Raw genomic sequence first — 24,348 nt, 5'->3', positions numbered from 1 at the left:
TTATTCTCAGTTTGGTATAAGATTATGGAAAATCATCAATAAGGAATCGAAATGGATGCACTAGAGTTGCTGCTTAACCGTCGTTCAATCGCCAATCTCATATCGCCTGCACCTGAAGGTCTGGTCTTGGAAAATATTATTAGAGCAGGCTTGCGAGCGCCCGATCATGGCGGTTTAACCCCTTGGCGTTTCGTGATTGCTCAGGGAGCGGGTTTGCAAAAGTTGTCGGGTATTTTGGCGTCTGCTGTGCGAGCGGATAGCGGCAGTGATGCTGAGATAGAAAAAGCGAAAAATGCACCGTTTCGAGCACCCATGGTAATCACAGTGATCGCGAAAGTAACGGAGCATGAAAAGGTACCAGCGATTGAACAGCATCTCTCTGCGGGATGCGCAGTACAAGCGATGCAAATGGCTGCGGTAGCCCAAGGTTTTCAAGGTTTCTGGCGTTCGGGAAGCTGGATGTTCCACTCTCACGTTCGGCAAGCATTAGGTGCTAAGAGCGACGATCAAATCGTTGGTTTCTTATACCTAGGAACTGCAGGGTGCACGCCAATGAAAGTGCCTGAACGTGATTTGAGTAAATTTATTGAGTTTCTATAGCGAGTTTATTGACTATCTGCCGCTGCGATAACTCATGGCCCAGCAATGCTGGACCTAAAATCTAGTGGATGTGATAGGCAATCACAAAATCAATAAATAGCCTGACTTTTTCAGGTAGATGATCCTTGTGGTTATACAGCATATAAATATCACGAGGGTTGGAAACCCAGTCTTCCAGTACTCTGACTAAGCTGCCTTCTTCGATAAATTCTTTAATCATCACATCTGGCATTAAGGTGATACCCAGCCCCTCAGAGCAAGCGCTGCGCACTACGTTTAAAGCGTTGGCCTGAAAACGACCAGTATCACAATTGACCACGCATTCCCCTTTATTGTTGGTCAACTGCCATTTTACTAGAGGATATCCCTTCAATAATGAATGATTGCTGAGCTCTTCGGCATGAGTTGGTGCAGGGTGTTTCGCTAAATACCCTGGGCTTGCGACTAACACATCTTTCACTTCATTAATTTTTCGCGCAATCAAGCTGGAGTCTCGTTGAGGGCCAACTCTAAAAATGACATCCCATTCGGTTGGGTCGAGTTGATCGGCCTGATTGCTGGTGGTCAGTTCTATGTTGATATCTGGGTACTGCATCATGAAGGCATTGAAGATAGGCATCATCATGCGTTTCGTGACATTAGATGGTGACGATATTCTTAGTTTGCCTGAAGCGCCACGACATTCATCGGTGAGCTCTTCTGCTGTTGCAGCTAAGCGATGCAGCAACGGTGAGCACTCTTGAAAAAAACGTTCACCCGCTTCAGTCAGCGAAAGTTTTCGAGCATGGCGATTCAACAACCTAAGATTCAGAGAATCTTCCAATGCTTGAATGCGTCGGGTAATGGTCGCAACGGGGATCATTGTTTTACGAGAAGTTGCGGTATAGCTTCCATTTTCGACAACCAGTCGAAAGAGGTTTAGGTCATCTAATTTCATTGTTCCTGACACATTATTTTTCGAATTTGAGTAATTTATACGTATATCATTTGTCAAATCTTGAGTCATATCAACTTGTTTGACGAAAGTAACATTCCGTACAATCCATACATAGCCCATATATATAGTATGCAACCGAGTTACAAAGTGGAACATTTGTATAAATCTTATTTTGCGACTACTTTATAAAGTAACCTATCAATTTATCCTATAACAATAAAATGACTGCTTTTTAAAAGCATTGTGAGGCAGGATTATGTATAAATCTCACATTCAGGCTAGTGAGTTCTTGGCGAAAAAACCTTCAGATAATCAGCACGTCGAGCAAAAACTGATCATGCTCGTTGATGATGACCCAATTTTTAGGCGAATAACCAGTGGTTATTTGTCGGCTCAAGGTTATAAAGTGCTTGAAGCTGAAAATGGCTTAGAGGGGTTGCGCAAGTTAAAAGATGCGGAGCCTGACCTTGTTGTGTGTGACTTAGCAATGCCAGTACTGAACGGTATTGAGTTTGTTGAGGAGGTGAGCCTTGAGTATCCCTCGCTGCCACTGATTGTGGTCTCTGCAACTGATGAAATGGCTGATGTTGCAAAAGTGCTGCGATTTGGTGTTAAGGATTTTCTTCCTAAACCGATTGGTAACCACCAGTATTTAAGCAGTGCAATAGAAAGTACGCTCGAAGATACGTTTAGCCGTTTATCTGATCAGCGTGATTTTTCGACGCAATGGTTCCGGGTCGATGATGGTGGTGATATTCCAGAAGAACAAGAGTTGCATTGGCATCTGGAGTATTTACGAGAAAACCCCAGTACCGCGAAAGATTTGCTGCACGCGTTATTACCAGAAAAGGATACTTCACAAGGCAGTTGGAAGTGTAGTTACCGTCTTTTACAATCGGCGGATGTGATGCCGCTGGTATTTGACTATGCGTGGTTGATGAACGGGCAGTTTGCCTTTTACTTGGTCGATTCAGATGCCCATTATGAAAATAGTGTGGCTTCAACATTGCTCGTTCGTGCTCTGTTTCACGATTATCTTCGCAACTTAAAAAGCTTCAGTGCCGATCTGAAAGACCTTGCCGACATACTGGAAAAAGGTATTGAATGCTCAGAGTGTGCTAATCCAATCAACGCGGTATTCGGTATTGCGGATTTAAGCGAAGGTACACTCTCTATCCTGCCGGCTGGGCTCGACAGTCAATGGTCAAATGGCTACTTAACTCAACATATTGCCGCGGGTGTTAGCCTTGGGCAGAACTGTTTAAAAAACTTTATCACTAAAGATTTACCGATCAACTCAACTTGTCAGCTATCAACTAATCGCTTAGGTTCGAGTAGCTTCAAACTCAATATTTACCAAGGTGGCAGCAGTTAATAACCTTATCTTTAGTCGGTGTTTGCGGTGATTTGTTTGAGGTATAGTTCGCGTCTAGAACAACAATCACCCAATTCGTTTACGTTACATTAACTTTGTTTATGGTGCCAAAACGAACGGAGTCATCCAACACTAGAGAAGTTATGATGGAAGAGCAGAATTTTAAAGAACCTTACAACATTTTTTATTTTTTAGGCTTTATTGCCGTACTTTCGATCCCTACATTGCCAGCAATACTGACTTGGATCCGTGTGTTTAATGGTTATTCAACTTTCTGAGTTGGATAGTACGTTGGGAGTTCACCATCAATATTCGTCATTTTCTTCTTACGGTGGCTGGTGGGCTCTGCCTTCTGTTAGGCGTGATAGGCATATTCTTACCGCTACTCCCCACAACACCTTTCATACTCCTTGCTAGCGCTTGCTTCTTACGAAGTAGCCCTCGTTTTCATGCTTGGTTGCATCAACATCAGACGCTAGGCCCAATACTGGATAATTGGCAGCAACATGGCGCTGTTTCGCGGCAAGTGAAACAACGGGGATGTTTGTGGATTATTCTAAGCTTTATTTTTTCCATCTGGGTTGTCCCGCACTTTTGGCTCAAAATTATGTTGTTTACTATGCTTGTGGTCCTGATCACTTGGTTTATTCGACTTCCCACTCATGAGCAGGTTGCTAACCAACAAGAAAATCACTAGCATTATGGGGAAGTGTGCCCATTCTTCGAATGGGCGTTTGTTTTTTCAGCGGCTAAGATATTGTGGCTTATCTATGTTGCTGAGAGCTCACGCTCTATCATTCTGATACGTAAATGTATCGTGAGAAATGAAGAGCCAATCTAAGTAAATGTAAGTTATGACAACCGAAACTATCTCTTTGATCAAATCGAGCATTCAAAGCATCCCTAACTACCCAAAACCTGGCATTTTGTTTCGTGATGTAACTAGCCTGCTAGAGGATGCAAAAGCCTATCAAGCAACCATTGCTTTATTAGTCGAAAAATATAAAGACATGGGCTTTACCAAAGTTGTGGGTACAGAAGCGCGTGGTTTCCTATTTGGTGCGCCATTGGCTTTAGAGCTTGGTTTGGGGTTTGTACCTGTACGTAAGCCGGGTAAGTTACCACGCGAAACGTTAGCTCAATCTTACGAATTGGAATACGGTACTGACACACTAGAAATTCACGTTGATGCGATCAAACAAGGTGATAAAGTGCTGGTGGTGGATGACCTACTGGCAACGGGTGGTACGATTGAAGCGACGACTAAATTGATCCGCCAGCTTGGTGGTGAAGTTGAGCACGCGGCTTTTGTCATCAACCTGCCTGAAATTGGCGGAGACAAACGTTTACAAGGTTTGGGCCTGAACGTTTATAGTATTTGTGAATTTGAAGGTCACTAAGCTAATCAACTGGACGTACTCATGAGTTATCTTGCCTTAGCGCGAAAATGGCGACCAACAAAATTTAATGAGGTGGTGGGACAAGCACATGTCTTAACTGCACTAGAAAATGCGTTGGCCCAAAATAGATTGCACCATGCGTATTTATTCAGCGGTACACGTGGTGTCGGCAAGACGACGATTGGTCGCTTGTTTGCCAAGGGGTTAAACTGTGAAACAGGTATTACGGCCACACCTTGTGGCCAATGTGATACTTGCCGAGAGATTGACCAAGGCCGTTTTGTTGATCTTTTAGAAATAGATGCGGCATCACGAACCAAAGTCGAAGATACGCGCGAATTACTTGATAACGTGCAGTACAAGCCTGCTCGCGGTCGCTTCAAGGTGTACTTAATCGATGAAGTGCACATGCTGTCGCGCCACAGTTTTAACGCTTTGCTTAAAACGTTGGAAGAGCCGCCTGAGTATGTGAAATTCTTGCTCGCTACGACAGATCCGCAAAAGCTGCCGGTTACGATTTTATCGCGCTGCTTACAGTTTCATCTTAAGCCGATCAGTGTTGAAAATATCCACGATCAGCTTGAGCATGTTTTAGCGGCAGAGCAGATCCCTTGTGAAGCGAGAGCATTAAGAATGATCGCTCATGCTGCCGATGGCAGTATGCGTGATGCACTTAGCTTAACTGATCAAGCGATAGCACTAGGTAATAACCAGGTGATGGCCGATGTAGTCGCCCCAATGCTTGGCACGCTAGACACAGATCAAGCACTCCATTTACTGCAAGCCATTAGCAGTAAACAGCCTCAAACGGCGATGGATAGCGTTGCACATTTAGCACAAAATGGTGTGGATTGGGATGGATTACTACAACAACTCGCGGTGCAGTTACACCGTATTGCGATGTATCAAGCGTTGCCAGCAACACTGGACAAAACCCAACCTGACTCAGAGAAAGTGCAACTGCTTAGCAAAGCACTGAGCCCACAAGATGTGCAGCTCTATTATCAAATTGCTTTAAAAGGGCGTGAAGATTTAGCACTCTCGCCAACCGCTCGAACGGGGCTGGAAATGATTGTGCTACGTATGATGGCGTTTCGTCCGGCTTCTGTATCGTTGGTGAATACGTTCAGTACTGAAGTGAGTTCAGATGTCGCAGTGCCAAGCCACGGCACTCCTTCACTACAACCCGCATCCGCGGCAACGCCTCTAACTGAACCTAAGCAAACGTCGGTGGCTCCCGCATCGGACAGTCAGGTTAATGAGCCACAAAGGCATGAGGATACTCAGCCTGATTATGGCATCGTTCAAGATTACGATAACCGCTATGCGGATATGAATGATGACATGTCCAGTGCAATGGAATATGCCCCAGAATCGTATGAGCCTGCACCAGTTCCTCAACCACCGGCACCTTCTTCAGCTCCACGTCCCTCACCGATTGCAGGGCTGCGACACCAGTTGCGTTCACAGCGCCAAGGGGTTGCTCAGCCAGCAAAAGGAGTGAATGAAACAAAGAGCAACGGGACAAAAAAGCCTAATGCGGCATCGACTAAATCTGAATCTGTGCTTGAGCGTGTTGCCTCGCATGGAAAATCAGCTCGAGTGTCGCCTTTGTCAACATCCGCTCCTGAAGCCGCCCCAACCTTGGACAACGAGCCTTATCAGTGGCGTCCAACGCTGCAACCTGTGGTGGTTGAACAACAAAAAACAGAGCTGACACCGACACAAATTAAGCAAGCGCTAGAACATATTAAAACGCCAGAGATGGCAGAAAAGTTACTTGCAGAATCGATAGAACAAGATGAGTGGGCAGCTCTGATCCACCAGCTCGATATTGCCAAGTTAGTGGAACAATTAGCACTTAATTCTGTCTACCACAAATCGGGCTCATCAATTGAGCTAGTGCTGCGGCCAAGTCAGGCCCATCTTAATACCGATAAAGCACAAAGCGAGTTGTTAGAAGCGCTCAATGAGACATTAGCTGAAGAGTGCCACCTTAGCGTGACAATTGGTGAGCAAGGTGAGACTCCATTGGAGCTTAGAGAGCGTCTTTACCAACTCAAATTAGAGCAAGCATTGAACAGCTTGGAGGCCGACCCTCACGTAATGTTCTTCAAGCGACGTTTTGATGCGGAACTTGATCGCGACAGTGTGCGGCCGATTTAATCAATTAAGCGAGTGTGGGGTTGAATCTATATGTTATGACCCCACCTTATGTGAAACACTCAATTCAACCAGAGAGATAAACATGTTTGGTAAAGGCGGTATGGGCAACCTAATGAAGCAAGCCCAACAAATGCAAGAGCGCATGCAAAAGCTACAAGAAGAAATTGCGAATATGGAAGTGGTTGGTGAGTCTGGTGCTGGTCTGGTAAAAGTGACCATTACTGGTAGCCACAGCGTACGCCGTGTAGAGATTGATGAAAGCTTAATGGAAGACGACAAAGAGATGCTAGAAGATCTGATTGCCGCCGCTTTCAATGATGCTGCGCGCCGCGTGGAAGAGACTCAAAAAGAAAAAATGGCTTCTGTCACTGGCGGTATGCAATTACCACCAGGTATGAAGATGCCGTTTTAACGAACGACCTTTTTAACAAACAGAATAGGTTACTAATGCGTACCAGTCATATGCTGGAGCATTTGATGGAGGCCTTACGTTGTCTGCCTGGGGTGGGTCCCAAGTCAGCACAGCGTATGGCCTTTCATTTGTTACAGCGCGATAGAAAAGGCGGCTTACAGCTCGCCGATGCTTTAAGCCAAGCCATGACAGAAATTGGACATTGCAGTGAATGCCGAACTTTCACTGAAGAAGAAACTTGTCATATTTGTAGCAACCCTAAACGGCAGGATAACGGCCAACTCTGTGTAGTCGAAAGCCCTGCTGATATTGCGGCCATTGAAGCTACAGGCCAATATTCTGGACGTTATTTTGTGCTGATGGGGCACTTATCACCTTTAGATGGTATCGGCCCGAGTGATATTGGTTTAGATACGCTGGATTACCGTTTGCAACGTGGTGGCATTGCCGAAGTCATTCTTGCCACTAACCCAACCGTTGAAGGGGAAGCGACCGCGCACTACATTGCGGAATTATGTCGCGCCCATCAAGTCTCTGCGAGCCGTATTGCTCATGGTGTGCCTGTTGGCGGTGAGCTTGAGCTTGTTGATGGCACGACGCTATCACACTCTTTGCTTGGCAGACAAAAGCTGTAGTACCTTTCGAATCATTGCCCTAGCTGCTGGGGCAATTTTGAGTGACGCCATCAATTAAGGCAAACAAAGCAGTGCCATCAAGTGATTTTTTCGAGTTCGGTAATGTTGCTCAAAGCTTCTTGGTTCGTGTTGCCACAGACCATCGGGCAAGGCTTAAATTCGTGGCATACTTTTGGACGTTCAGGCTTACCAAATAACTTGCACAAATTAGCGTCATTAAGTTGAATGCAACGTACACCTGCTGGCTTTCCTTGCTCCATACCCGGGATGGAGGAAGAAATACTAGGGGCGATACAACACGCACCACAACCAAGTCTGCATTCCATAATTGAGTACCAGTAAAAAGAAAAGGGTGACGATCCTAGCAGATGTGACCGAAGTGTACAGCAATAGCTTCCTAAATTAACAAGCTGTTTTTATCCTTGAACTTTGCTTGGTGTGGAGGTATAACACGCACCCCATTCGTTAAGTAAGATAGAGACTCATGAGCACACCATTCTGGCAAAATAAGAAATTAGAACAAATGACGGAATCGGAGTGGGAGTCGCTTTGTGATGGATGCGGTAAGTGCTGCTTACACAAGTTAATGGATGAAGATAGTGATGAGGTCTATTACACCAATGTCGCTTGCAGTTGGTTAAACAGCGATACCTGCTCATGCAAGGATTATCCAAACCGTTTCAATTCTGGTGAGGAGTGCTTAAAACTGACGCGTGATAAAATTGATGAATTTAACTGGTTGCCGGATACGTGCGCCTATCGTGTACTGTCAGAAGGCAAAACATTGCCGCAATGGCATCCTTTGATTACCGGCTCCAAAGAGGCGATGCACGCCGCGCAAGAAAGTGTTCGCAACAAAGTCGTTTATGAGATTGATGTTATCGACTGGGAGGAGCACATCATCAATCATCCAAACCGCAATTAATATCCAATAGAAATCTAAAAAATTAGAGAAGCAGTAACAAACCTCCTACTGTTGCCGCGGCGGAAAAATATTTCCCTGCGGAATAGGAGCTATCATCTTCTTCTGGTTTTTTATCTGGATGATCTAATCCCAAAGCACCATGAGCAAATGATTCCACTTTGCCAGTCACAGTTTTCTCTTTGTTTTCTAACTTACTCTCTTTGTCGAGTTGTTGCAGCGCTGCGAGCAAGGCTTTGCCTTCATCAGACAAAGTGACGGTATTCTGCTCCACTTTGAGCGGGGCAGAGGGGGGGGATGCCGCTGTAGAATTTGCTTGAGCTTTAACTTGCTGGAGTGAATGCAGTTGCGCTGAGCTTGTCCCTACCGGTGTCATACTTCTCTCCTATAAATGCCATCAGTTAATGTATCGACAGATTTATGAAAAACTTGTGCAAAAAATTCGCAATTTGTATGAAGTATGTACAAGCAAAAAACGCGCCTACTTTATATGAAAAGAATAAGTAGGCCCGTTATTCGCCGCTAATTAGTCGCAAGTGAGATCTGTGTTGCGATTCTTTATCTGTTGATAGGCTTGCATGCGATGCTCTGCTTGAACATAGGCGGTAGGAATTGGCAGTACAGTGAGTTGGAAATCCGGATACGATGCCTGGGTATCCTCTACGGGCGTGATGATGGCAACCTTTAAATCAGGATTTCGACGAAGGATAGAATGCGCCGTGCCTAAACCCTGCTCGGTGTGGAACTTACCTGCGATGTGCATCACCTGAGCTGTCGGGTGGTTTTGTAAATAATCCACCATGCTTTCTGCCATTGTTTCATCCCAAGCGACCTGAGCTGCGTACTGTTTTTCAGTTTGCTCTTTTGAACCGTGGTGCATTGATTCCATGAACTTCGCTTTGTAGGGAGAGGTTGAGGTGTCAATTTGGTGTGCAACCTGAGCCCGCTCTACTGGCGTTAATTTATCAAGGTATTTGATCCCTACTTTGCCGATACAACGTACGAAAGGTTTAGGCGCATTAGCGGCAATGACATCCAACTGCTGTGATTTTGCAAATTCAACCAGTGGGCGGTAGTCACTTTGGTAGTTTGGCCACGCTCTGGTCTGAGAAATAAGGTATTGTTCGCCGATTTCTCCTGCTAGATAGCGGTTCAGTATCTCTTGTTCATCGCGTGAAAATTGTTCCATAGACAAGGCTACATGGGTGTTTTCGCGGCTGAGTTGTGCCAATAGCTCGGTTTGGAAGCGATGAATGGCTGGGTGTGTATGCCACTCACCGACTAAAATGATATCGGCATTTTTTATCTCATTCGGCAGCGAATTGAGATTCAATGGTTTGCCGCTAGGGGTAGATAATTGGTAGTCATAAAAGTGAGCAATGGGCTTCGGCTGGTGCGAAGCACAGCCAAAAAGTGGTAATAGTAGAGCCAGAGAAGTAACTAAGCGCATGAGTGTCTCCATTTTGAATTTGGCATAATAATGGAGACACTGTGGATTTGCAATATAATGAGAATTATTATCAACTAACTTTGCGGTAAACGCTGATCATAAAATCGGCCTCACAATTAAATTGCTCAGCTTGCTTTAATTGCGCTCTTAGCTCATCACTGGCCCGCCATGCAAACGGCGTCATCTGTAATAAATCAAAAGCATCGTTACCGCTTAATGTCATGGTGTAGTGCAGTTTTTGTTGCTCTATTAATGTAAACCCAGCTATCTCTTCTGCGGTTTCATCATGCAGTTGAACATTAGGATAGATCCCTTCTTTTAACTGATAGAGGTGCCTTGCTGCGGGTGTAACGGTAATCACCACTCCTTGGTTTTGAATGCAGCGGTAAAGCTCTTGCGCTTTACAGGGCGCATAAATTCGTAATATACCGGCTAGGGAAGCATCGTCAAAGGGCAAGCGGTGGCTGGAGGCAACGACAAAGTTGACCATAGGGTAGCGCTTTGCTGCATAACGGACGGCGATTTTAGAGATATCTAACCCATAGGTGACCGATTGTATCGAGTGTTGTGCAAGCGTTTGAGCGACAAATTGGGTGTAGTAACCTTCGCCGCAGCCGATGTCTAAAAACTGATAAGAAGAATCTTGCAGATACTTACTGCACAACTGAGCGACCGTCTGACGCATCAGATCGTAATGTCCACCTTCAAGAAAACGGCGACGAGCTTGCATCATCTCTTTATTATCACCCGGATCTTTTGAGCGTTTATGATGTGCAGGCATCAAATTGACGTAGCCCTCTTTGGCTATATCAAATTGATGATTATTTTCACATTTCAATATTTGCTGCTGTTGCAACAGAGGTTGCTGGCAAAGGGGGCACAGATACGCCATGAAGATCTCGCTTGAAAAACAAAGGTGCCAGTTTAGCGTCTGCGGCTAGAAATAAAAAGGACAGCGTGATTTCACTGTCCTCAGCATGAGTATGATGACGGAAAATTCGCCAAAAAAGCTTAGTTGGAAAAAACCGTCGTGACGAGCTGATGGCTTTCACCTGGTTGCAAGGTTTTTCCAGCGGATAAGCAAGGGGCATGCAGTGTAGATTCAACACACAGCATCGTTTGATAACCATTGTCAGGCATATCTGCCATTGATTGAGCGCCTTGAGCCCATGGATTCCACAAGACGGCAGAGTTGTGCCCAGAGTTTTCAACCACTAACGTGCGATTCAAAACAGGATCTTGGACCTGAATTTGTGCTTCAGGCGCGGTATAGACGCGATCAATCGTATCGGTGAGGATGAGTGTTGAACCACCTTGACACATTTTTGCATCTTGTAAGCTGTCTATATATTCAACGCCCATACCTGTAGTAGTGGTCTGGGTAATATTACCAACCTTTAGGTAGCTGTGCAGCGCTGCAGAAAACGTCCATGCTTTCTCATCCGTATTGGTCGTTTCTAAAGTGACTTTTAACTTGTCACCGATTTCAACATAAAGACGAGTTTGGAATTGAAATGGCCAAATAGCCAGTGTTTGGGGCGAATGGTCGAGCCCTAGCACGATAATGACGCCCTGCTCGTTTTCTCTATGTTCAATCAATGCCCATTCACTGGTGCGTGCGAAACCATGGGCTGGTGCAGCAATACGGCCAAACCATGGCCAACAAACAGGGATCCCGCCTCTTAGAGCGGCTTTACCGTCAAAAATGGCCGTGTCACTCATCCAAATGAGCTCATCTTGTCCTTTAGGAGTGAATGAGATGACATGGCCGCCATGCAGTGTAATTCCGGCGGTCGCTTTGTCATGAATAACGCGAACAATTTTAACGCCCTCTTTCTCAACGATGGTGACGTTGTCAGAAAGATAAGTCAGGGCAGGGAGAGATTGCAGATCCATAAATTCGATACCTCATACCATTCCTACCGGATAAATAAGTGAGGAACGGCTCGGATTGTCTAACGCAGTCCCACAAAGGAAAGGGACAGATACTAAAAAGGCGACACAATGGCCGCCTTTTTGTTCTCAACGAATTTCTTCGCTAAACACTACGATTATTTAGAAACGTGAGCGATTAGGTCTAGAACTTTGTTTGAGTAACCGATTTCGTTGTCGTACCAAGATACAACTTTAACGAATTTGTCAGTTAGTGCGATACCAGCTTTAGCATCGAATACAGATGTGTTGATTTCGCCGATGAAGTCTTGAGACACAACTGCATCTTCAGTGTAGCCTAGAACGCCAGCGAATTCGTTTTCAGAAGCGCGCTTCATTTCAGCACAAATTTCTGCGTAAGATGCTGGGTTTTGTAGGTTAACAGTTAGGTCAACTACAGAAACGTTCGCTGTAGGTACGCGGAAAGCCATACCAGTCAGTTTGCCGTTTAGTTCTGGGATTACAACGCCAACCGCTTTAGCTGCGCCAGTTGAAGATGGGATGATGTTTTGAGAAGCACCACGACCACCACGCCAGTCTTTCGCAGAAGGACCATCTACAGTTTTTTGAGTCGCTGTAGTTGCGTGAACAGTAGTCATAAGACCAGACTCGATGCCCCACTTGTCGTTAAGAACTTTAGCGATAGGTGCTAGGCAGTTTGTAGTACAAGAAGCGTTAGAAACGATGTCTTGACCAGCGTAAGAAGCGTGGTTAACACCCATTACGAACATTGGAGTCGCGTCTTTTGAAGGACCAGTTAGAACAACTTTTTTCGCGCCAGCAGTGATGTGCTTACGAGCGGTTGCATCGTCTAGGAATAGACCTGTTGCTTCAGCAACCACGTCAACACCGATTGCATCCCATTTTAGATCTTCTGGGTTACGCTCAGCTGTTACACGTACAGTTTTGCCGTTTACAACTAGGTTGCCAGCTTCAACTTCAACAGTACCGTTGAAACGGCCATGAGTTGAGTCATACTTTAACATGTATGCCATATAATCTACGTCGATAAGGTCGTTAATACCTACAACTTCGATGTCGTTGCGCTCTTGCGCTGCACGGAATACGAAACGACCGATACGGCCAAAACCGTTAATACCTACTTTGATAGTCATTATAGTTGCTCCACAACTTAATTTCTGATTAAAGATAACTGGTAGTAAAATTACAGAATCCAGTAAATGTCTGCAACAGATAATCGGACTTAACTTGTTTAAAGTCAAAAAAAAGCGACGCTTTTTTTCACAATTAATCGTAAGTGATTAAATTTTAAACTTTATACCGCTTCTGTTTACTTTCAGTTGGCGTAAAATACTCTAGCCTTCTAAGGTAGTTAGAAATTACATATCTACCATTTCATGGTGAGAAAGTATGTGCTACAAAGAGTGGAGTATGCAAGTTTTTGGCATAAAAAGTACCAGTGCAATATTGAGAAGAAGGGAAGTTTTGTAAGTGAAATCGAAGATTGAGAATCAGGTTAAACCTGATGAATACTGGCGTGAAAGACTAACGGATGATGAGTTTTATGTTTGCCGTCAACGCGGTACAGAAGCCCCGTTTAGTGGCAAGTTATTACATAATCGTGACACAGGTGTGTACGCGTGTACCTGTTGCAGCAGCCCGTTATTTGTCTCCAACAATAAGTATGATTCGGGGTGTGGTTGGCCAAGTTTTGATGCACCGATCAATGATACTGCAATCCGCTATCTTGAAGATTTAACGCATGGAATGATTCGAACTGAGATCCGTTGTGCGGTGTGTGATAGCCATCTAGGGCATGTTTTTCCCGATGGACCTCAAACAACAGGTGAACGATTTTGTGTCAATTCAGTGTCGTTAATTTTCAACAAAAAGTGAAAAAGCGGTGAACTTATCACCGCTCTTTGTTTTATGATTACATTTTGTTAGTTGGCAAAGTCGAGAGGAATGAGCTCTGGTTTAAACTGTCCATTTTTGATAGCGTCAACGATTTTTTCGGCGATATCGTCGAGTGCATCAAATTTTTCTTGATCAAACCCGTACAGCAATTTGAGTTCTGTCTCTGAAGCAACCGGCACATTGAATGTTTTTCCTACCATCGCCCAAATGTAAGCTTTTTCTTTCTGTTTGAGAATTTGGTTGGTACTGGCAAGAGATTTGATAGCATCAAGGTTGATACTGCCTTTTGGGCTGAGTTCTAAGGTTCGATGGAGCAAATAGATTGCTTTTTCTCGATCCCGTTGAACATAAAAAGTAGCGAGTGCATATTGCATTTCAGCGTTTTCAAGCTCAGGTTTGCCTTCCAACTGGAGGAATTCCCGGCGAGCTTGCTTGTCCCCAATTTGGCTCCAAAGAAAATAGAGTGTCTCTGGTGAGCGAGATTTGTGAAGCTCATCGACAATAGTCTCTAAATCATGTCCAGCGTTGACCAATGCTTCGAAGCGACGCTGTTTCAATTCGGTTTGATCAATCGCTTGTATTTGAGAAGCAAGCTCTAGACATTTTCGGTAAGCTTTTACAAAACCATATTCCTGAATTCGATTACTATCACTTGGATTCTTAAGGACCTCAAAGCGATGCCATATCAGATCGGTACGAGGAATTCGGCACTGGCCGTCATCCATGTTCAGCCGTTCACAGCGTAAATTTGGATTATCAGCACAGAGCTTTTCTGTATTTTTATTATTTTCAAAGCAACCACTTAATAATAGTGTGAAGCATAGAAATAGTATGAATTTTATCCGGTTCATCGTATAGGCTTGTGATCAAATACACTTATTTATTGGGCTTGTCTTGACTCAATATCATGGCAAGTTATGTTTGTGACGAATTCGTTAATTAAGGATAGACCATGGATGCCGATCAACTCATTAACGCCATCACCCCCGAAGCTTACAAGCGATTAATGCACGCTGTTGAAACGGGTAAGTGGCCTGAAGGTACACCACTTTCACAAACACAGCGAGATTCATGCATGCAAGCTGTGATGTTGTATCAATCTAAGCATAATGTAGAAGCGGACCATATGACAGTTGCCGCTGGTGGAGAAATCAGTTTTAAGTCAAAAAATGAGCTTAAAAAGCGCTTTCAAAACGGACAAGACGATATTGTTCGAGTCAATCCAAACCACGAATGAGTCTATTTGACTTGTACAGAATACAAAAATCCCCAATTCATTGAGTTGGGGATTTTGTTAATGAGGGGAAAATATATTGTGGGTGCTTAAAGCTATAAGCTCATTTCACCACGTAATACTTCCTGCATTTTCTGCTTCACTTCTTCATAAGAAAGATTCTGGCTCAGTAAATAGTGAAGCTTGGCTAAAGCGGCTTCGGGTGTCATGTCGTAGCCGCTGATCACGCCTGCTTCTGCAAGTGCACAGCCAGTTGCGTAACCGCCCATGTTGACTTTACCTGCTAAGCACTGAGTTAAGTTCATGACGATCACGCCACGTTCTGAGGCTTCTTTTAAATGCGCTAATAGTTGCGCATTTTGAGGTGCATTGCCCACACCAAAAGTCAGCAAAATCATCGCGTTGACTGGCTGTAATAAGGTATTGCGGATCACTTCGTGAGAGATGCCAGGGTACATGGTAATCACACCGATCGGTTGTGGTGTAATGTTATGGACTCGGAAGGCTCCTTGCGGCTGTTCGCCAACTTTAACGTTACTGCTGATTTGAATATTGATCCCAGCTTCTAACAGTGGAGGAAGGTTCGGCGAGGTAAACGCATTAAAACCATCGGCGTGTGATTTGACACTGCGGTTACCCCGCATCAACTGATTATTGAAGAATAACGTCACTTCATTGATGGGGTAATTAGCGGCGATGTGCAACGCATTAAGTAAATTCGCTTGTCCGTCAGAGCGCAATTCGGCCAACGGAATTTGTGAGCCTGTCACAATGACGGGTTTACCCAAGTTTTCCAGCATGAAAGAGAGTGCCGATGCCGTGTAAGCCATGGTATCCGTACCATGTAAAATCACAAAGCCATCGTATTTGTCATAATTATCTCGAATATCGTTGGCGATTTGTTGCCAATCTTCAGGCGTCATGTCTGAGGAGTCAATCAGAGGGTCATATTCATGAATGGTGAACTCAGGCATTTCAGGGCGCTGAAACTCAGGCATACCTGCGAGTTGTTTTTCCATGAAGCCCGCAATAGGGATATAACCATGGTCGGATTTTAGCATGCCGATAGTACCGCCAGTGTAGGCGATGTAGATATGTTTTCTTGCCATAGCTAGAAATCACTCGTGTAGGGGAACAGAGCGGGGGATTATAGCGTATTCACTTAATATAAAAAGGGGCGCTCAACACAAAGCGCCCCAATGGTTTTTAGTCATTACAGATTGATATTGCTACTGAACTTGGCAGTTTAGGCAGAACGCATATTGCCCTTTCGGATCATTAAAATGGTTGAGTAAGCTGGCATCTTGCACCCATTGTTTGGCTACAGGTTGCAGCGACGCTGGCACTAGTGTTGATACATCAAAACCGAAGCGAACTTGCACTTGATTCATGATGTCTTGCAAGAATTGCTCAGCGGGTGAAAGGGGTTCTTCTACCCAATAAATATTGTAGGTCTCTAATTTTGCCAGTTGTGCTGCGAGCTTAATGGCATCATCAAAGTCACCCATTTGATCGACTAAACCATGATCCATGGCATCCTGTCCTGTCCATACGCGGCCTTGCGCGACCTGATCGACTTGTGCCAGTGAAAGGCCACGGTTCTCTCCCACCAAACTGATGAAACGCTGGTAACCATGGTTAATGCCCAGTTGCAGTGCGTCGGCCACGCCTTTTGTTAGCCCTGTGGTGACACCGACACCAGAAAAAGGTGAGGTTCCTACGCCATCGGTATAAACCCCCAATTTATTGAGTCCTTTTTCGAATGTGGTGATGACACTAAAAATACCAATCGAACCGGTTAACGTGGTTGGCTGCGCGATAATTTTATCCGCACTCATTGAAATCCAATAACCGCCAGACGCTGCAAGGCTCGACATTGAGACGACAACCGGTTTGCCTGCGTCTTTTAACGCTTGAATTTCATTACGAATAACTTCGGAGGCAAAGGCGCTGCCTCCAGGGCTGTCCACACGCAATACGACGGCTTTGACTTTATCATCGTTACGCGCTTGGCGAAGTAATGCGGCGGTGGTATCACCACCGACTGTGCCTCGTGGGTGATCTCCATCCATGATGGTACCACTAGCCACGATCACGGCTACATCGTCCATATCAGCGTTAAACTGTGGCCTAATGGTGGCTTGATATTCGTAGTAGCCTACGGCGTTGTAGCTATCTTCTCCATTGCTGCCAAATGTTTCGGCGAGCGATAGGCGCATTTGTTGGCGAGTGGCCAATTCATCCACTAACCCTAATTTTAATGATAAAGCAGCGAGATCACCCTCGGTCGCTTTTAATTGCGTCAGAAATTCATCCATTGATGGGTTTAACGTTTTCCCGTCAATCTTACGGTTGGTCGCTACGTCATCAACGTACGCTCCCCACAACTGTGTTAACCAGCGAGAGGCGGACTCTTTCGCCGCGTCGGACATATCGTCACGAATAAATGGCTCAATGGCTGATTTATAAGTACCGACACGGAAAACGTGCGTATTGACATCCAGCTTTTCCAGCAAAGTTTTGTAGTACATCGAATAGGCACTGTAGCCTTTTAGCATGACTGCGCCATCCGGTGCCAAATAGACTTTATCGGCGTAGCTTGCCAAGTAATATTGGCTTTGATTATAGAAATCTCCCACCGCGTAGATGGGTTTGCCCGTGGCTTTAAATTCGTTCAACGCTTTAGCAATGTAACGTAGCTTAGTGAGGTTGGTTTCAGGCATTTCTCCGAGAGCGAGAACAAGGCCTGTGATTTTCGTATCGTCTTTCGCATGGCGAATGGTCTCTACCACATCAAATAATACATTTTCTTTGGGCAAGTCTTTGCCAAAAAATGAACCAGTCATTGAATCCATCGGATTGATGTAAGAACTCTGTTCAACAATCGGTCCCGATAAGTTCATTACTAATGCGGACTCTTTTTCTATGGTAGGCAGGGGAGAATCGGCATGCACATACAAGAAATAAATCAGTGCAATACTGAGCAAAAAGAACAGGTTGGTTAAGGCTAAACGAATAAAGGTAATGATTTTCCAAAAACCTTTAAATATCAAACCGATAAATCGAAATAGTGATTTCATTGTTTCTCCACTGCGGCTATTCGCAAGCGTGTTTAAATGAATCAAGGGATTAACCTTGAGATATTAATGGCTTACATCCTACGTGATCTAGTATACCCAAACAACCGCAAGATTGATCGGTGTTACAAAAATGTAAACACTTGTTTGATTTTTTTTGTGGGCAATAATATTCTGGTCAGACCATAACGCATAATTATAAAAGTGAAGTCGCCATGTACCCACATCTGTTAGAGCCTTTGGATTTAGGATTTACTCAGTTACGCAACCGTGTATTGATGGGATCAATGCACACGGGATTAGAAGAGCACAAGGAAGGGCTCCATAAGCTGGCCGCTTTTTATGAAGAGCGTGCAAAAGGTGGGGTTGGGCTGATTGTGACGGGCGGGTTTTCGCCTAATTTGCGCGGTCGACTTCACCCTTTCAGTGCCGAATTTAGCAAGGCAAAACATGCGCGTGCACACCAAGTTGTAACTGAGGCAGTGCATCGCCAAGGTGGAAAAATCGCCTTGCAATTGCTGCACGCAGGCCGATACGCAATGCACCCTTTTGCTCAAAGTGCTTCGGCGATTAAAGCACCTATTGCGCGTTTTGCACCGAGTGAAATGAGTGCCCGTCAGATAAAAAAAACCATTGATGCCTTTGCCAGTAGTGCTGAATTAGCTCACCTTGCAGGATACGATGGTGTGGAAGTGATGGGCTCGGAAGGGTATTTGATCAACCAATTTATCTGTAAACGTACCAACATGCGTTACGACGATTGGGGCGGTAGCTACGAAAATCGTATCCGTTTACCCATTGAGATAGTGAAAGCGATTCGCGCAGTGGTTGGTAAAGAGTTCATCATCATTTTCCGCCTTTCAATGCTGGATTTAGTCGAAGAGGGCAGTACTTTTGAAGAGGTTTTAATGCTCGCTAAGGCACTTGAACAAGCTGGCGTGACCATTATCAATACGGGCATCGGTTGGCATGAAGCGCGCGTTCCAACGATAGCGACTCAAGTACCCCGTGCTGCTTTTACTTGGGTAACGGAAAAAATCCGCCCACATCTTTCTGTGCCCGTCGTGACCTGTAATCGCATCAACACTCCAGAAGAAGCAGAAAAAATATTAGCAACGGGTCAAGCGGATATGGTGTCGATGGCGCGTCCGTTTCTTGCCGATCCAGAATTTGTTGCCAAAGCCGAGCAAGGAAAAGCCGCGCTGATCAATACGTGTATCGGCTGTAACCAAGCCTGTTTAGATAACGTATTTAAAGGCAAACGGGCCAGTTGCCTCGTCAACCCGCGGGCCTGCTATGAAACGGAAATGGTTATTCGCCCTGCGGCTCAGCCGAAAAAAATGGCGGTGATTGGCGCAGGTCCGGCGGGGCTTGCTTGCGCGACTACCTTGGCTGAGCGTGGGCATCATGTTGATCTGTTTGAAAAAAATGATCGCATTGGTGGCCAGTTCCGTTTGGCGATGCAAATTCCCGGCAAAGAAGAGTTTCGAGAAACCATTCGCTACTTTGCAAATCGTATTGATCAAACCGGTGTGCATCTGCATTTAGATACTGACGTCAATTTTGAGATGCTCGAACCGTACGATGAAGTGGTGATGGCGTCGGGTGTCGAGCCGAGAAAAGTAAAAATTGATGGTATTGATAACCTAGAAAAGGTGGTGGATTATCAAACGCTGATCCGTGAAAAAACACCCGTTGGCGAAAAAGTCGCGATTGTTGGTGCTGGCGGAATTGGTGTCGACGTCGCCACTATGTTGACTGAGCCGACAGAGCATACGCTTGATGATTGGCTGCATGATTGGGGCATCGATAAAGAGATTGCTTATCCCGGAGGTTTGTACCCATTTCCCGATTGTATGAGTGAGAAAACGGTGTGGCTATTGCAGCGTAGAAAAGGGCGTGTAGGTAAAGGCCCCGGTAAGACTACAGGTTGGATCCATAAACGCACCTTAGAAAAGCGTGGAGTGAATCTACTGGGTGGTGTCGGTTATGAAAAAATTGCCGCTGACGGTTTACATATCACGCTTGACGGTAATCCTTTGCTGTTAGACGCCGATAAAATTGTGATTTGTGCCGGGCAAGAATCGGTACGTCCTTTTGAAGATAAATGGACATCATTGGGTGAGAAGATGCATGTGATTGGTGGTGCCGATTATGCTGGTGAGCTTGATGCTGTGCGTGCGATTCGTCAGGGGGTAGAGCTGGCGATCAAGTTATAATCTGTGGTCCAAGCTAGGCGGTGGTGTTATCACTTGCAGTGATCAGCCAGCAATCGTAAAACAACAAAAGGCGCAAATCGCGCCTTTTGTCTTTCCTATGTTCGTGAAGAACAGTCTTCGCTTTGCTATAAAATGACCGTTTTGTTGCCATAAACAAAAACGTGATCGTTGATGACTTTGTTCAAGGCTTTACTCAGCACATTTTTCTCAACATCCCGTCCAGCTTGCGCCATGTTTTGCGCGCTGAATGTGTGATCAACCGGGATCACATCTTGCTTAATAATCGGGCCTTCATCTAAATCATTAGTGACAAAGTGCGCCGTCGCACCAATGATTTTCACACCGCGCTCGTACGCTTGCTGGTAAGGTTTTGCACCAATGAATGCCGGTAAAAAGCTGTGGTGAATATTAATAATTTTGTGATGGTACTTATCGACAAACCCAGGAGTGAGTACCCGCATGTATTTGGCGAGGACCAAATAGTCGGCGTGATATTGGTCCAGCACTTCTAACAATTTCTGCTCGTGTTCCTCGCGGTTTAGCCCTTCATGAGAAACATGGTGATACGGGATATCAAACTTTTCGGTCAGATTTTGCAGGGTATCGTAATTGCCAATCACTGCAGCAATATCGACATCCAAGCTGCCATCATAATTCTTAATCAAAATATCGCCCAAGCAATGTGCTTCTTTAGTCACCAAAATAACGATGCGTTTGCGCGAAGAATCAATCAATTTACGCTTTGCGTGTGCAGGCAAGGCTTGGTCAAGGTCGGCTAGAAGGGTGGTGTCGTTAAAGTAGCCTTCCAATTCAGTACGCATAAAAAAGTGACCACTAATGTTATCAACATACTCATTGTTATGAATAATATTGAGTTGATGTTTATAACAAATGTTCGTGATTTTAGAGATAAGTCCGGGCGCATCACTACAATGAGTGAGCAGTGTTTTTCTTTCCATTATTAATTACTTCCGTGCATGATTTTTTTCGTTCTAAAAACTAATTCGTGAGCGTGTGAACGGTGAGGCGCCCCGCAATATAAGGGCTATAATTAATCTATTATTAAGTTGGTTTCAATATATAAACGGGTTCACCGTTAGGCTTTTACTAAATTTCTTCCTCACAGAGTGTCTTAAGGCGGTATTTATGGATAGAGAACTCCTCGCACGAAAGCTGTATATGGAAAGAGTGAGTGCATTGATGGGAGACCATCAAATTGACGAAATCATTTTGGAAGACATGTGGGAGAACCGAGCGTCACCTGCCGAGGCGGCAAAAGCAATGACCCAAACGGAGAATGGGTACGAAGGACCAGCTTGGTTATCTCGTTACCTCAATCGCAAATAGAACACACCTAACTGGCGCGGGTTGCACTTGGATTCGCGCCAGCTCATCAAACCTGACATAATGCCCCGCAACGAACACTTACCTCCACTTTTTGATGATTGCAAAAACCTTCTCTTCACAAGGCGCATTAGGCAAGGCCATTGCCGGTTTTCAAGCTCGACAAGCGCAAATTGACATGGCTGAAGCGGTCGCTAAGGCGATTGCCCAACAATCGCAATTAGTGGTTGAAGCAGGGACTGGTACAGGCAAAACCTTTGCGTATCTGGTGCCTGCGCTGCTCAGTGGTAAAAAAGTCATTATCAGTACGGGTTCTAAAAACCTACAAGAGCAGCTTTTTCATCGTGATTTACCCTTGATGATTGATGCGCTCGGTTTCTATGGCAATGTTGCGCTATTAAAAGGCCGAGCAAACTATCTGTGCCTTGATAGGCTAAGCCGCCAAATGGTGGAAAGCCACACCAACCAATCTGATCCACAGCTATTGACTCAATTAGTGAAAGTGCGTCGTTGGTCATCGGAAACCAAAAGCGGTGATTTAGGCGAATGTGAAGAGTTGCCTGAAGACAGTGCAGTCATTCCAACCATCACCTCAACCAACGACAATTGCCTTGGCAAAGAGTGCCCAAGTTACGTCGACTGTTTTGTCTCTAAAGCGCGCAAAAAGGCGATGGATGCCGACGTTGTCGTGGTCAACCATCACCTTTTTCTAGCCGATCTGGCGATCAAAGAAACCGGGTTTGGTGAGTTGATCCCCGAAGCAGAGGTCTTTATCTTCGACGAAGCGCATCAGTTACCGGATATCGCCAGCCAATATTTTGGTCAATCGGTCTCCAGTCGCCAAGTCCAAGAGCTGGCGAAAGATATTGAAATCGGCTATCGCACTGAAGCAAAAGATATGCGCCAATTGCAGAAAGTGGGCGATAAACTGGTGCAGTCAGCGATGGATTTACGCATTGTATTGGGTGAACCCAGTTTTCGAGGCAACTGGCGTGAGGCGTTAGCTTCACCATCGATTTCGCGAGAATTAGCGCGTTTGCGAGACAGCTTAGATTTTGCTATCGATGTGTTAAAACTCGCGTTAGGTCGCAGCCAGTTATTGGATACCGCATTTGAGCGCGCCAACTTAATCAAAGGACGAATTGATCGAGTGTGTGATGTCTCTATTACTGGTTATTCCTATTGGTATGACACCACGCCGCGTCATTTTAGTTTACACATCACCCCACTTTCGGTGGCCGATAAATTTCACGAACAGGTGCAACAAAAGCAGGGCGCATGGATTTTCACCTCCGCTACTTTGGCCGTAAACGACGATTTTAGCCATTTCACTCAGCGCTTAGGATTAAAGCCCCAAGCTCAGTTTTCATTACCAAGCCCGTTTGACTATCAGCAGCAGGCGCGGCTGTGTGTGCCACGCTATTTACCTGAACCCAATAGCCCAGGACTTGCCGATAAATTGGTGCGTATTTTGTCGCCAGTGATTGAGCAAAACCAAGGCCGCTGCTTCTTTTTATGTACTTCCCATAGCATGATGCGCGAGTTAGGTGAACGTTTTCGAGAAGTGTTAACCGTGCCAGTGCTGATGCAAGGGGAGACGAGTAAACAAAAAACGTTGGCCGAATTTATGGAATTAGGTAATGCCTTATTGGTCGCGACAGGGGCATTTTGGGAAGGGATAGATGTTAGAGGTGACGCATTAAGCTGTGTTATTATCGACAAACTTCCATTTACCGCACCGGATGATCCGCTGCTGAAAGCGCGAATTGAAGATTGCCGAATGCGCGGTGGAGATCCATTTGCGCAAGTACAACTACCCGATGCCGTCATCACCTTGAAACAAGGGGTCGGGCGTTTGATCCGCGATAAACATGACAAAGGTGTACTGATCATTTGTGATAACCGTTTAGTCACCCGTGACTACGGTGGGCTATTTCTTGCCAGTTTACCGCCCATTCCACGTACGCGGGATTTGGACAAAGTAAAAGATTTCTTAAGTCAAATTTCAGTCACGACACCCGTAACTATTAACAACAATTAGAGACAGTAATGAGCGCAAAGATCCTTGCCTTAGACACAGCAACAGAGAACTGTTCTGTTGCTTTAATGATGAACGGCAAACTGTACGTTCGCAGTGAAGTTGCCCCTCGCGATCACACCAAGAAAATTCTACCCATGGTGGATTCCGTCCTCAAAGAAGCGGGCATCACCTTACAGGAACTAGACGCGCTAGCCTTTGGCCGTGGTCCAGGCAGTTTTACCGGAGTACGGATTGGCATTGGAATTGCACAAGGTTTAGCATTCGGCGCTGATTTACCTATGATAGGTATTTCGACCCTGGCAGCGATGGCGCAAGGCAGCTATCGTTTACAGGGTTACCAGCAGGTGGCGTGTGCAATTGACGCCAGAATGAGTGAGATTTACTGGGGTCGTTATACACGTCAAGAAGATGGCTCTTGGCAAGAGATAGATGCAGAGTGCGTCATTGCTCCTAATACTCTTGCTGAGCAAATCAAAGCTGACAGCATCACTTGGGGCTGCGCTGGAACGGGTTGGGCGGCTTATAAAGAAGAGTTAGATACGTTGCCTATCTCGTGTCAAATGGGGGAAGTATTGTACCCAGATGCACAGGATATGGTGTTTCTTGCTCAGTACGAGTTTGCCAAAGGAAACACGCTAACGGTGGAAGAGTCGAGCCCTGTTTACCTGCGTGATAACGTGGCTTGGAAGAAGTTACCGGGCCGAGAATAATCAGTGAAAGGCAAGG

The 24,348-nt window shown here is 45.3% G+C and carries 25 protein-coding genes; 14 read left to right on the top strand and 11 right to left on the bottom strand.

All coding sequences use genetic code 11. The features are described from left to right. Positions 1-51 precede the first annotated feature (51 nt). Complete coding sequence (locus DD616_RS13210; protein ID WP_208871779.1) at positions 52-600, top strand: NAD(P)H nitroreductase; 549 nt, start codon at positions 52-54, stop codon at positions 598-600. A gap of 61 nt (positions 601-661) precedes the next feature. On the opposite strand, the gene DD616_RS13205 is transcribed toward DD616_RS13210, so the two are convergent. Further along, positions 662-1,537, bottom strand: coding sequence for a LysR family transcriptional regulator (locus DD616_RS13205; protein WP_026027659.1), 876 nt, complete (start codon positions 1,535-1,537; stop codon positions 662-664). Positions 1,538-1,793: 256 nt separating this feature from the next. Here DD616_RS13205 and DD616_RS13200 point away from each other — a divergent pair, with 256 nt between their 5' ends. The 6 genes from DD616_RS13200 (at position 1,794) to recR (ending at position 7,525) form a co-directional block, all read left to right on the top strand. Continuing rightward, a complete protein-coding gene (locus tag DD616_RS13200) occupies positions 1,794-2,912 on the top strand; it encodes a response regulator (protein WP_017044561.1) in 1,119 nt (372 codons plus the stop codon). Positions 2,913-3,243: 331 nt separating this feature from the next. Next, positions 3,244-3,609: a YbaN family protein gene (locus DD616_RS13195; RefSeq protein WP_017044101.1), complete on the top strand. Its 366-nt coding sequence runs from the start codon at positions 3,244-3,246 to the stop codon at positions 3,607-3,609. Positions 3,610-3,766: 157 nt separating this feature from the next. Continuing rightward, on the top strand, positions 3,767-4,312 hold the full coding sequence (apt, locus tag DD616_RS13190; RefSeq protein WP_013857239.1) for an adenine phosphoribosyltransferase: 546 nt from the start codon (positions 3,767-3,769) through the stop codon (positions 4,310-4,312). A 21-nt stretch (positions 4,313-4,333) separates the two neighbouring features. Then, positions 4,334-6,478, top strand: a complete 2,145-nt coding sequence (gene dnaX, locus DD616_RS13185; RefSeq protein ID WP_208871778.1) for a DNA polymerase III subunit gamma/tau — start codon at positions 4,334-4,336, stop codon at positions 6,476-6,478. An 82-nt stretch (positions 6,479-6,560) separates the two neighbouring features. After that, a complete protein-coding gene (locus DD616_RS13180) occupies positions 6,561-6,890 on the top strand; it encodes a YbaB/EbfC family nucleoid-associated protein (RefSeq protein ID WP_013857237.1) in 330 nt (109 codons plus the stop codon). A 35-nt stretch (positions 6,891-6,925) separates the two neighbouring features. Further along, positions 6,926-7,525 (top strand): recombination mediator RecR, encoded by a 600-nt coding sequence (recR, locus tag DD616_RS13175; RefSeq protein WP_013857236.1) that lies wholly within the window; start codon positions 6,926-6,928, stop codon positions 7,523-7,525. 77 nt (positions 7,526-7,602) lie between these two features. Here the strand turns inward: recR and DD616_RS13170 are convergent, their stop codons facing one another. Continuing rightward, positions 7,603-7,851: a YkgJ family cysteine cluster protein gene (locus DD616_RS13170; RefSeq protein WP_013857235.1), complete on the bottom strand. Its 249-nt coding sequence runs from the start codon at positions 7,849-7,851 to the stop codon at positions 7,603-7,605. 158 nt (positions 7,852-8,009) lie between these two features. Here DD616_RS13170 and DD616_RS13165 point away from each other — a divergent pair, with 158 nt between their 5' ends. After that, on the top strand, positions 8,010-8,450 hold the full coding sequence (locus tag DD616_RS13165; protein WP_208871777.1) for a YcgN family cysteine cluster protein: 441 nt from the start codon (positions 8,010-8,012) through the stop codon (positions 8,448-8,450). 22 nt (positions 8,451-8,472) lie between these two features. Here DD616_RS13165 and DD616_RS13160 read toward each other — a convergent pair whose 3' ends face one another. From DD616_RS13160 to gap, 5 genes are all read right to left on the bottom strand, one after another. Beyond that, a complete protein-coding gene (locus tag DD616_RS13160) occupies positions 8,473-8,823 on the bottom strand; it encodes a hypothetical protein (RefSeq protein WP_017044563.1) in 351 nt (116 codons plus the stop codon). Positions 8,824-8,973: 150 nt separating this feature from the next. Beyond that, positions 8,974-9,897: a ChaN family lipoprotein gene (locus DD616_RS13155; protein WP_217898842.1), complete on the bottom strand. Its 924-nt coding sequence runs from the start codon at positions 9,895-9,897 to the stop codon at positions 8,974-8,976. 70 nt (positions 9,898-9,967) lie between these two features. Next, positions 9,968-10,789, bottom strand: a complete 822-nt coding sequence (gene rlmA, locus DD616_RS13150; RefSeq protein WP_208871776.1) for a 23S rRNA (guanine(745)-N(1))-methyltransferase — start codon at positions 10,787-10,789, stop codon at positions 9,968-9,970. Positions 10,790-10,908: 119 nt separating this feature from the next. Next, positions 10,909-11,793: a D-hexose-6-phosphate mutarotase gene (locus tag DD616_RS13145; RefSeq protein ID WP_208871775.1), complete on the bottom strand. Its 885-nt coding sequence runs from the start codon at positions 11,791-11,793 to the stop codon at positions 10,909-10,911. A 155-nt stretch (positions 11,794-11,948) separates the two neighbouring features. Beyond that, positions 11,949-12,944 carry a type I glyceraldehyde-3-phosphate dehydrogenase gene (gap, locus tag DD616_RS13140; protein ID WP_010317219.1) on the bottom strand — a complete coding sequence of 332 codons (996 nt, stop codon included), beginning with the start codon at positions 12,942-12,944 and terminating at the stop codon, positions 11,949-11,951. A 337-nt stretch (positions 12,945-13,281) separates the two neighbouring features. Between gap and msrB the strand changes: the two genes are divergently transcribed. Beyond that, the gene (gene msrB / locus DD616_RS13135; RefSeq protein ID WP_208871774.1) at positions 13,282-13,686 is read left to right on the top strand and encodes a peptide-methionine (R)-S-oxide reductase MsrB; all 405 of its coding nucleotides are present in this window, start codon (positions 13,282-13,284) and stop codon (positions 13,684-13,686) included. A gap of 47 nt (positions 13,687-13,733) precedes the next feature. On the opposite strand, the gene DD616_RS13130 is transcribed toward msrB, so the two are convergent. Next, positions 13,734-14,558 carry a DUF2989 domain-containing protein gene (locus DD616_RS13130; protein WP_088732144.1) on the bottom strand — a complete coding sequence of 275 codons (825 nt, stop codon included), beginning with the start codon at positions 14,556-14,558 and terminating at the stop codon, positions 13,734-13,736. Positions 14,559-14,659: 101 nt separating this feature from the next. On the opposite strand from DD616_RS13130, the gene DD616_RS13125 reads away from it, so the two are divergent. After that, entirely contained in the window at positions 14,660-14,944 is a 285-nt protein-coding gene (locus DD616_RS13125; RefSeq protein ID WP_013857226.1) for a YeaC family protein, read from the top strand. A gap of 92 nt (positions 14,945-15,036) precedes the next feature. Here DD616_RS13125 and ansA read toward each other — a convergent pair whose 3' ends face one another. Together ansA and sppA are read right to left on the bottom strand one after the other, a co-directional pair. Beyond that, positions 15,037-16,050 carry an asparaginase gene (ansA, locus tag DD616_RS13120; protein WP_208871773.1) on the bottom strand — a complete coding sequence of 338 codons (1,014 nt, stop codon included), beginning with the start codon at positions 16,048-16,050 and terminating at the stop codon, positions 15,037-15,039. Between the two features lie 120 nt (positions 16,051-16,170). Continuing rightward, positions 16,171-18,021, bottom strand: coding sequence for a signal peptide peptidase SppA (gene sppA, locus DD616_RS13115; RefSeq protein ID WP_194575205.1), 1,851 nt, complete (start codon positions 18,019-18,021; stop codon positions 16,171-16,173). Positions 18,022-18,233: 212 nt separating this feature from the next. Here sppA and DD616_RS13110 point away from each other — a divergent pair, with 212 nt between their 5' ends. Beyond that, positions 18,234-20,237, top strand: coding sequence for an NADPH-dependent 2,4-dienoyl-CoA reductase (locus DD616_RS13110; protein ID WP_194662904.1), 2,004 nt, complete (start codon positions 18,234-18,236; stop codon positions 20,235-20,237). Positions 20,238-20,362: 125 nt separating this feature from the next. On the opposite strand, the gene purU is transcribed toward DD616_RS13110, so the two are convergent. Next, positions 20,363-21,196 carry a formyltetrahydrofolate deformylase gene (gene purU / locus DD616_RS13105; protein ID WP_010317194.1) on the bottom strand — a complete coding sequence of 278 codons (834 nt, stop codon included), beginning with the start codon at positions 21,194-21,196 and terminating at the stop codon, positions 20,363-20,365. Between the two features lie 187 nt (positions 21,197-21,383). Here purU and DD616_RS13100 point away from each other — a divergent pair, with 187 nt between their 5' ends. The 3 genes from DD616_RS13100 to tsaB all read left to right on the top strand — a co-directional run bounded on the left by DD616_RS13100 (position 21,384) and on the right by tsaB (position 24,332). Next, the gene (locus DD616_RS13100) at positions 21,384-21,584 is read left to right on the top strand and encodes a hypothetical protein (protein WP_013857222.1); all 201 of its coding nucleotides are present in this window, start codon (positions 21,384-21,386) and stop codon (positions 21,582-21,584) included. Positions 21,585-21,678: 94 nt separating this feature from the next. Further along, complete coding sequence (yoaA, locus tag DD616_RS13095; RefSeq protein WP_038148369.1) at positions 21,679-23,622, top strand: DNA repair helicase YoaA; 1,944 nt, start codon at positions 21,679-21,681, stop codon at positions 23,620-23,622. Positions 23,623-23,630: 8 nt separating this feature from the next. After that, positions 23,631-24,332, top strand: a complete 702-nt coding sequence (gene tsaB, locus DD616_RS13090) for a tRNA (adenosine(37)-N6)-threonylcarbamoyltransferase complex dimerization subunit type 1 TsaB (RefSeq protein ID WP_017047797.1) — start codon at positions 23,631-23,633, stop codon at positions 24,330-24,332. The last annotated feature ends 16 nt before the right edge of the window (positions 24,333-24,348 follow it).

It is taken from the genome of Vibrio anguillarum, assembly GCF_003390515.1.
GTDB lineage: Bacteria > Pseudomonadota > Gammaproteobacteria > Enterobacterales > Vibrionaceae > Vibrio > Vibrio anguillarum.
Note: the sequence above shows the minus strand (reverse complement) of the source record. Positions and strands in the feature narration are given on the sequence as shown.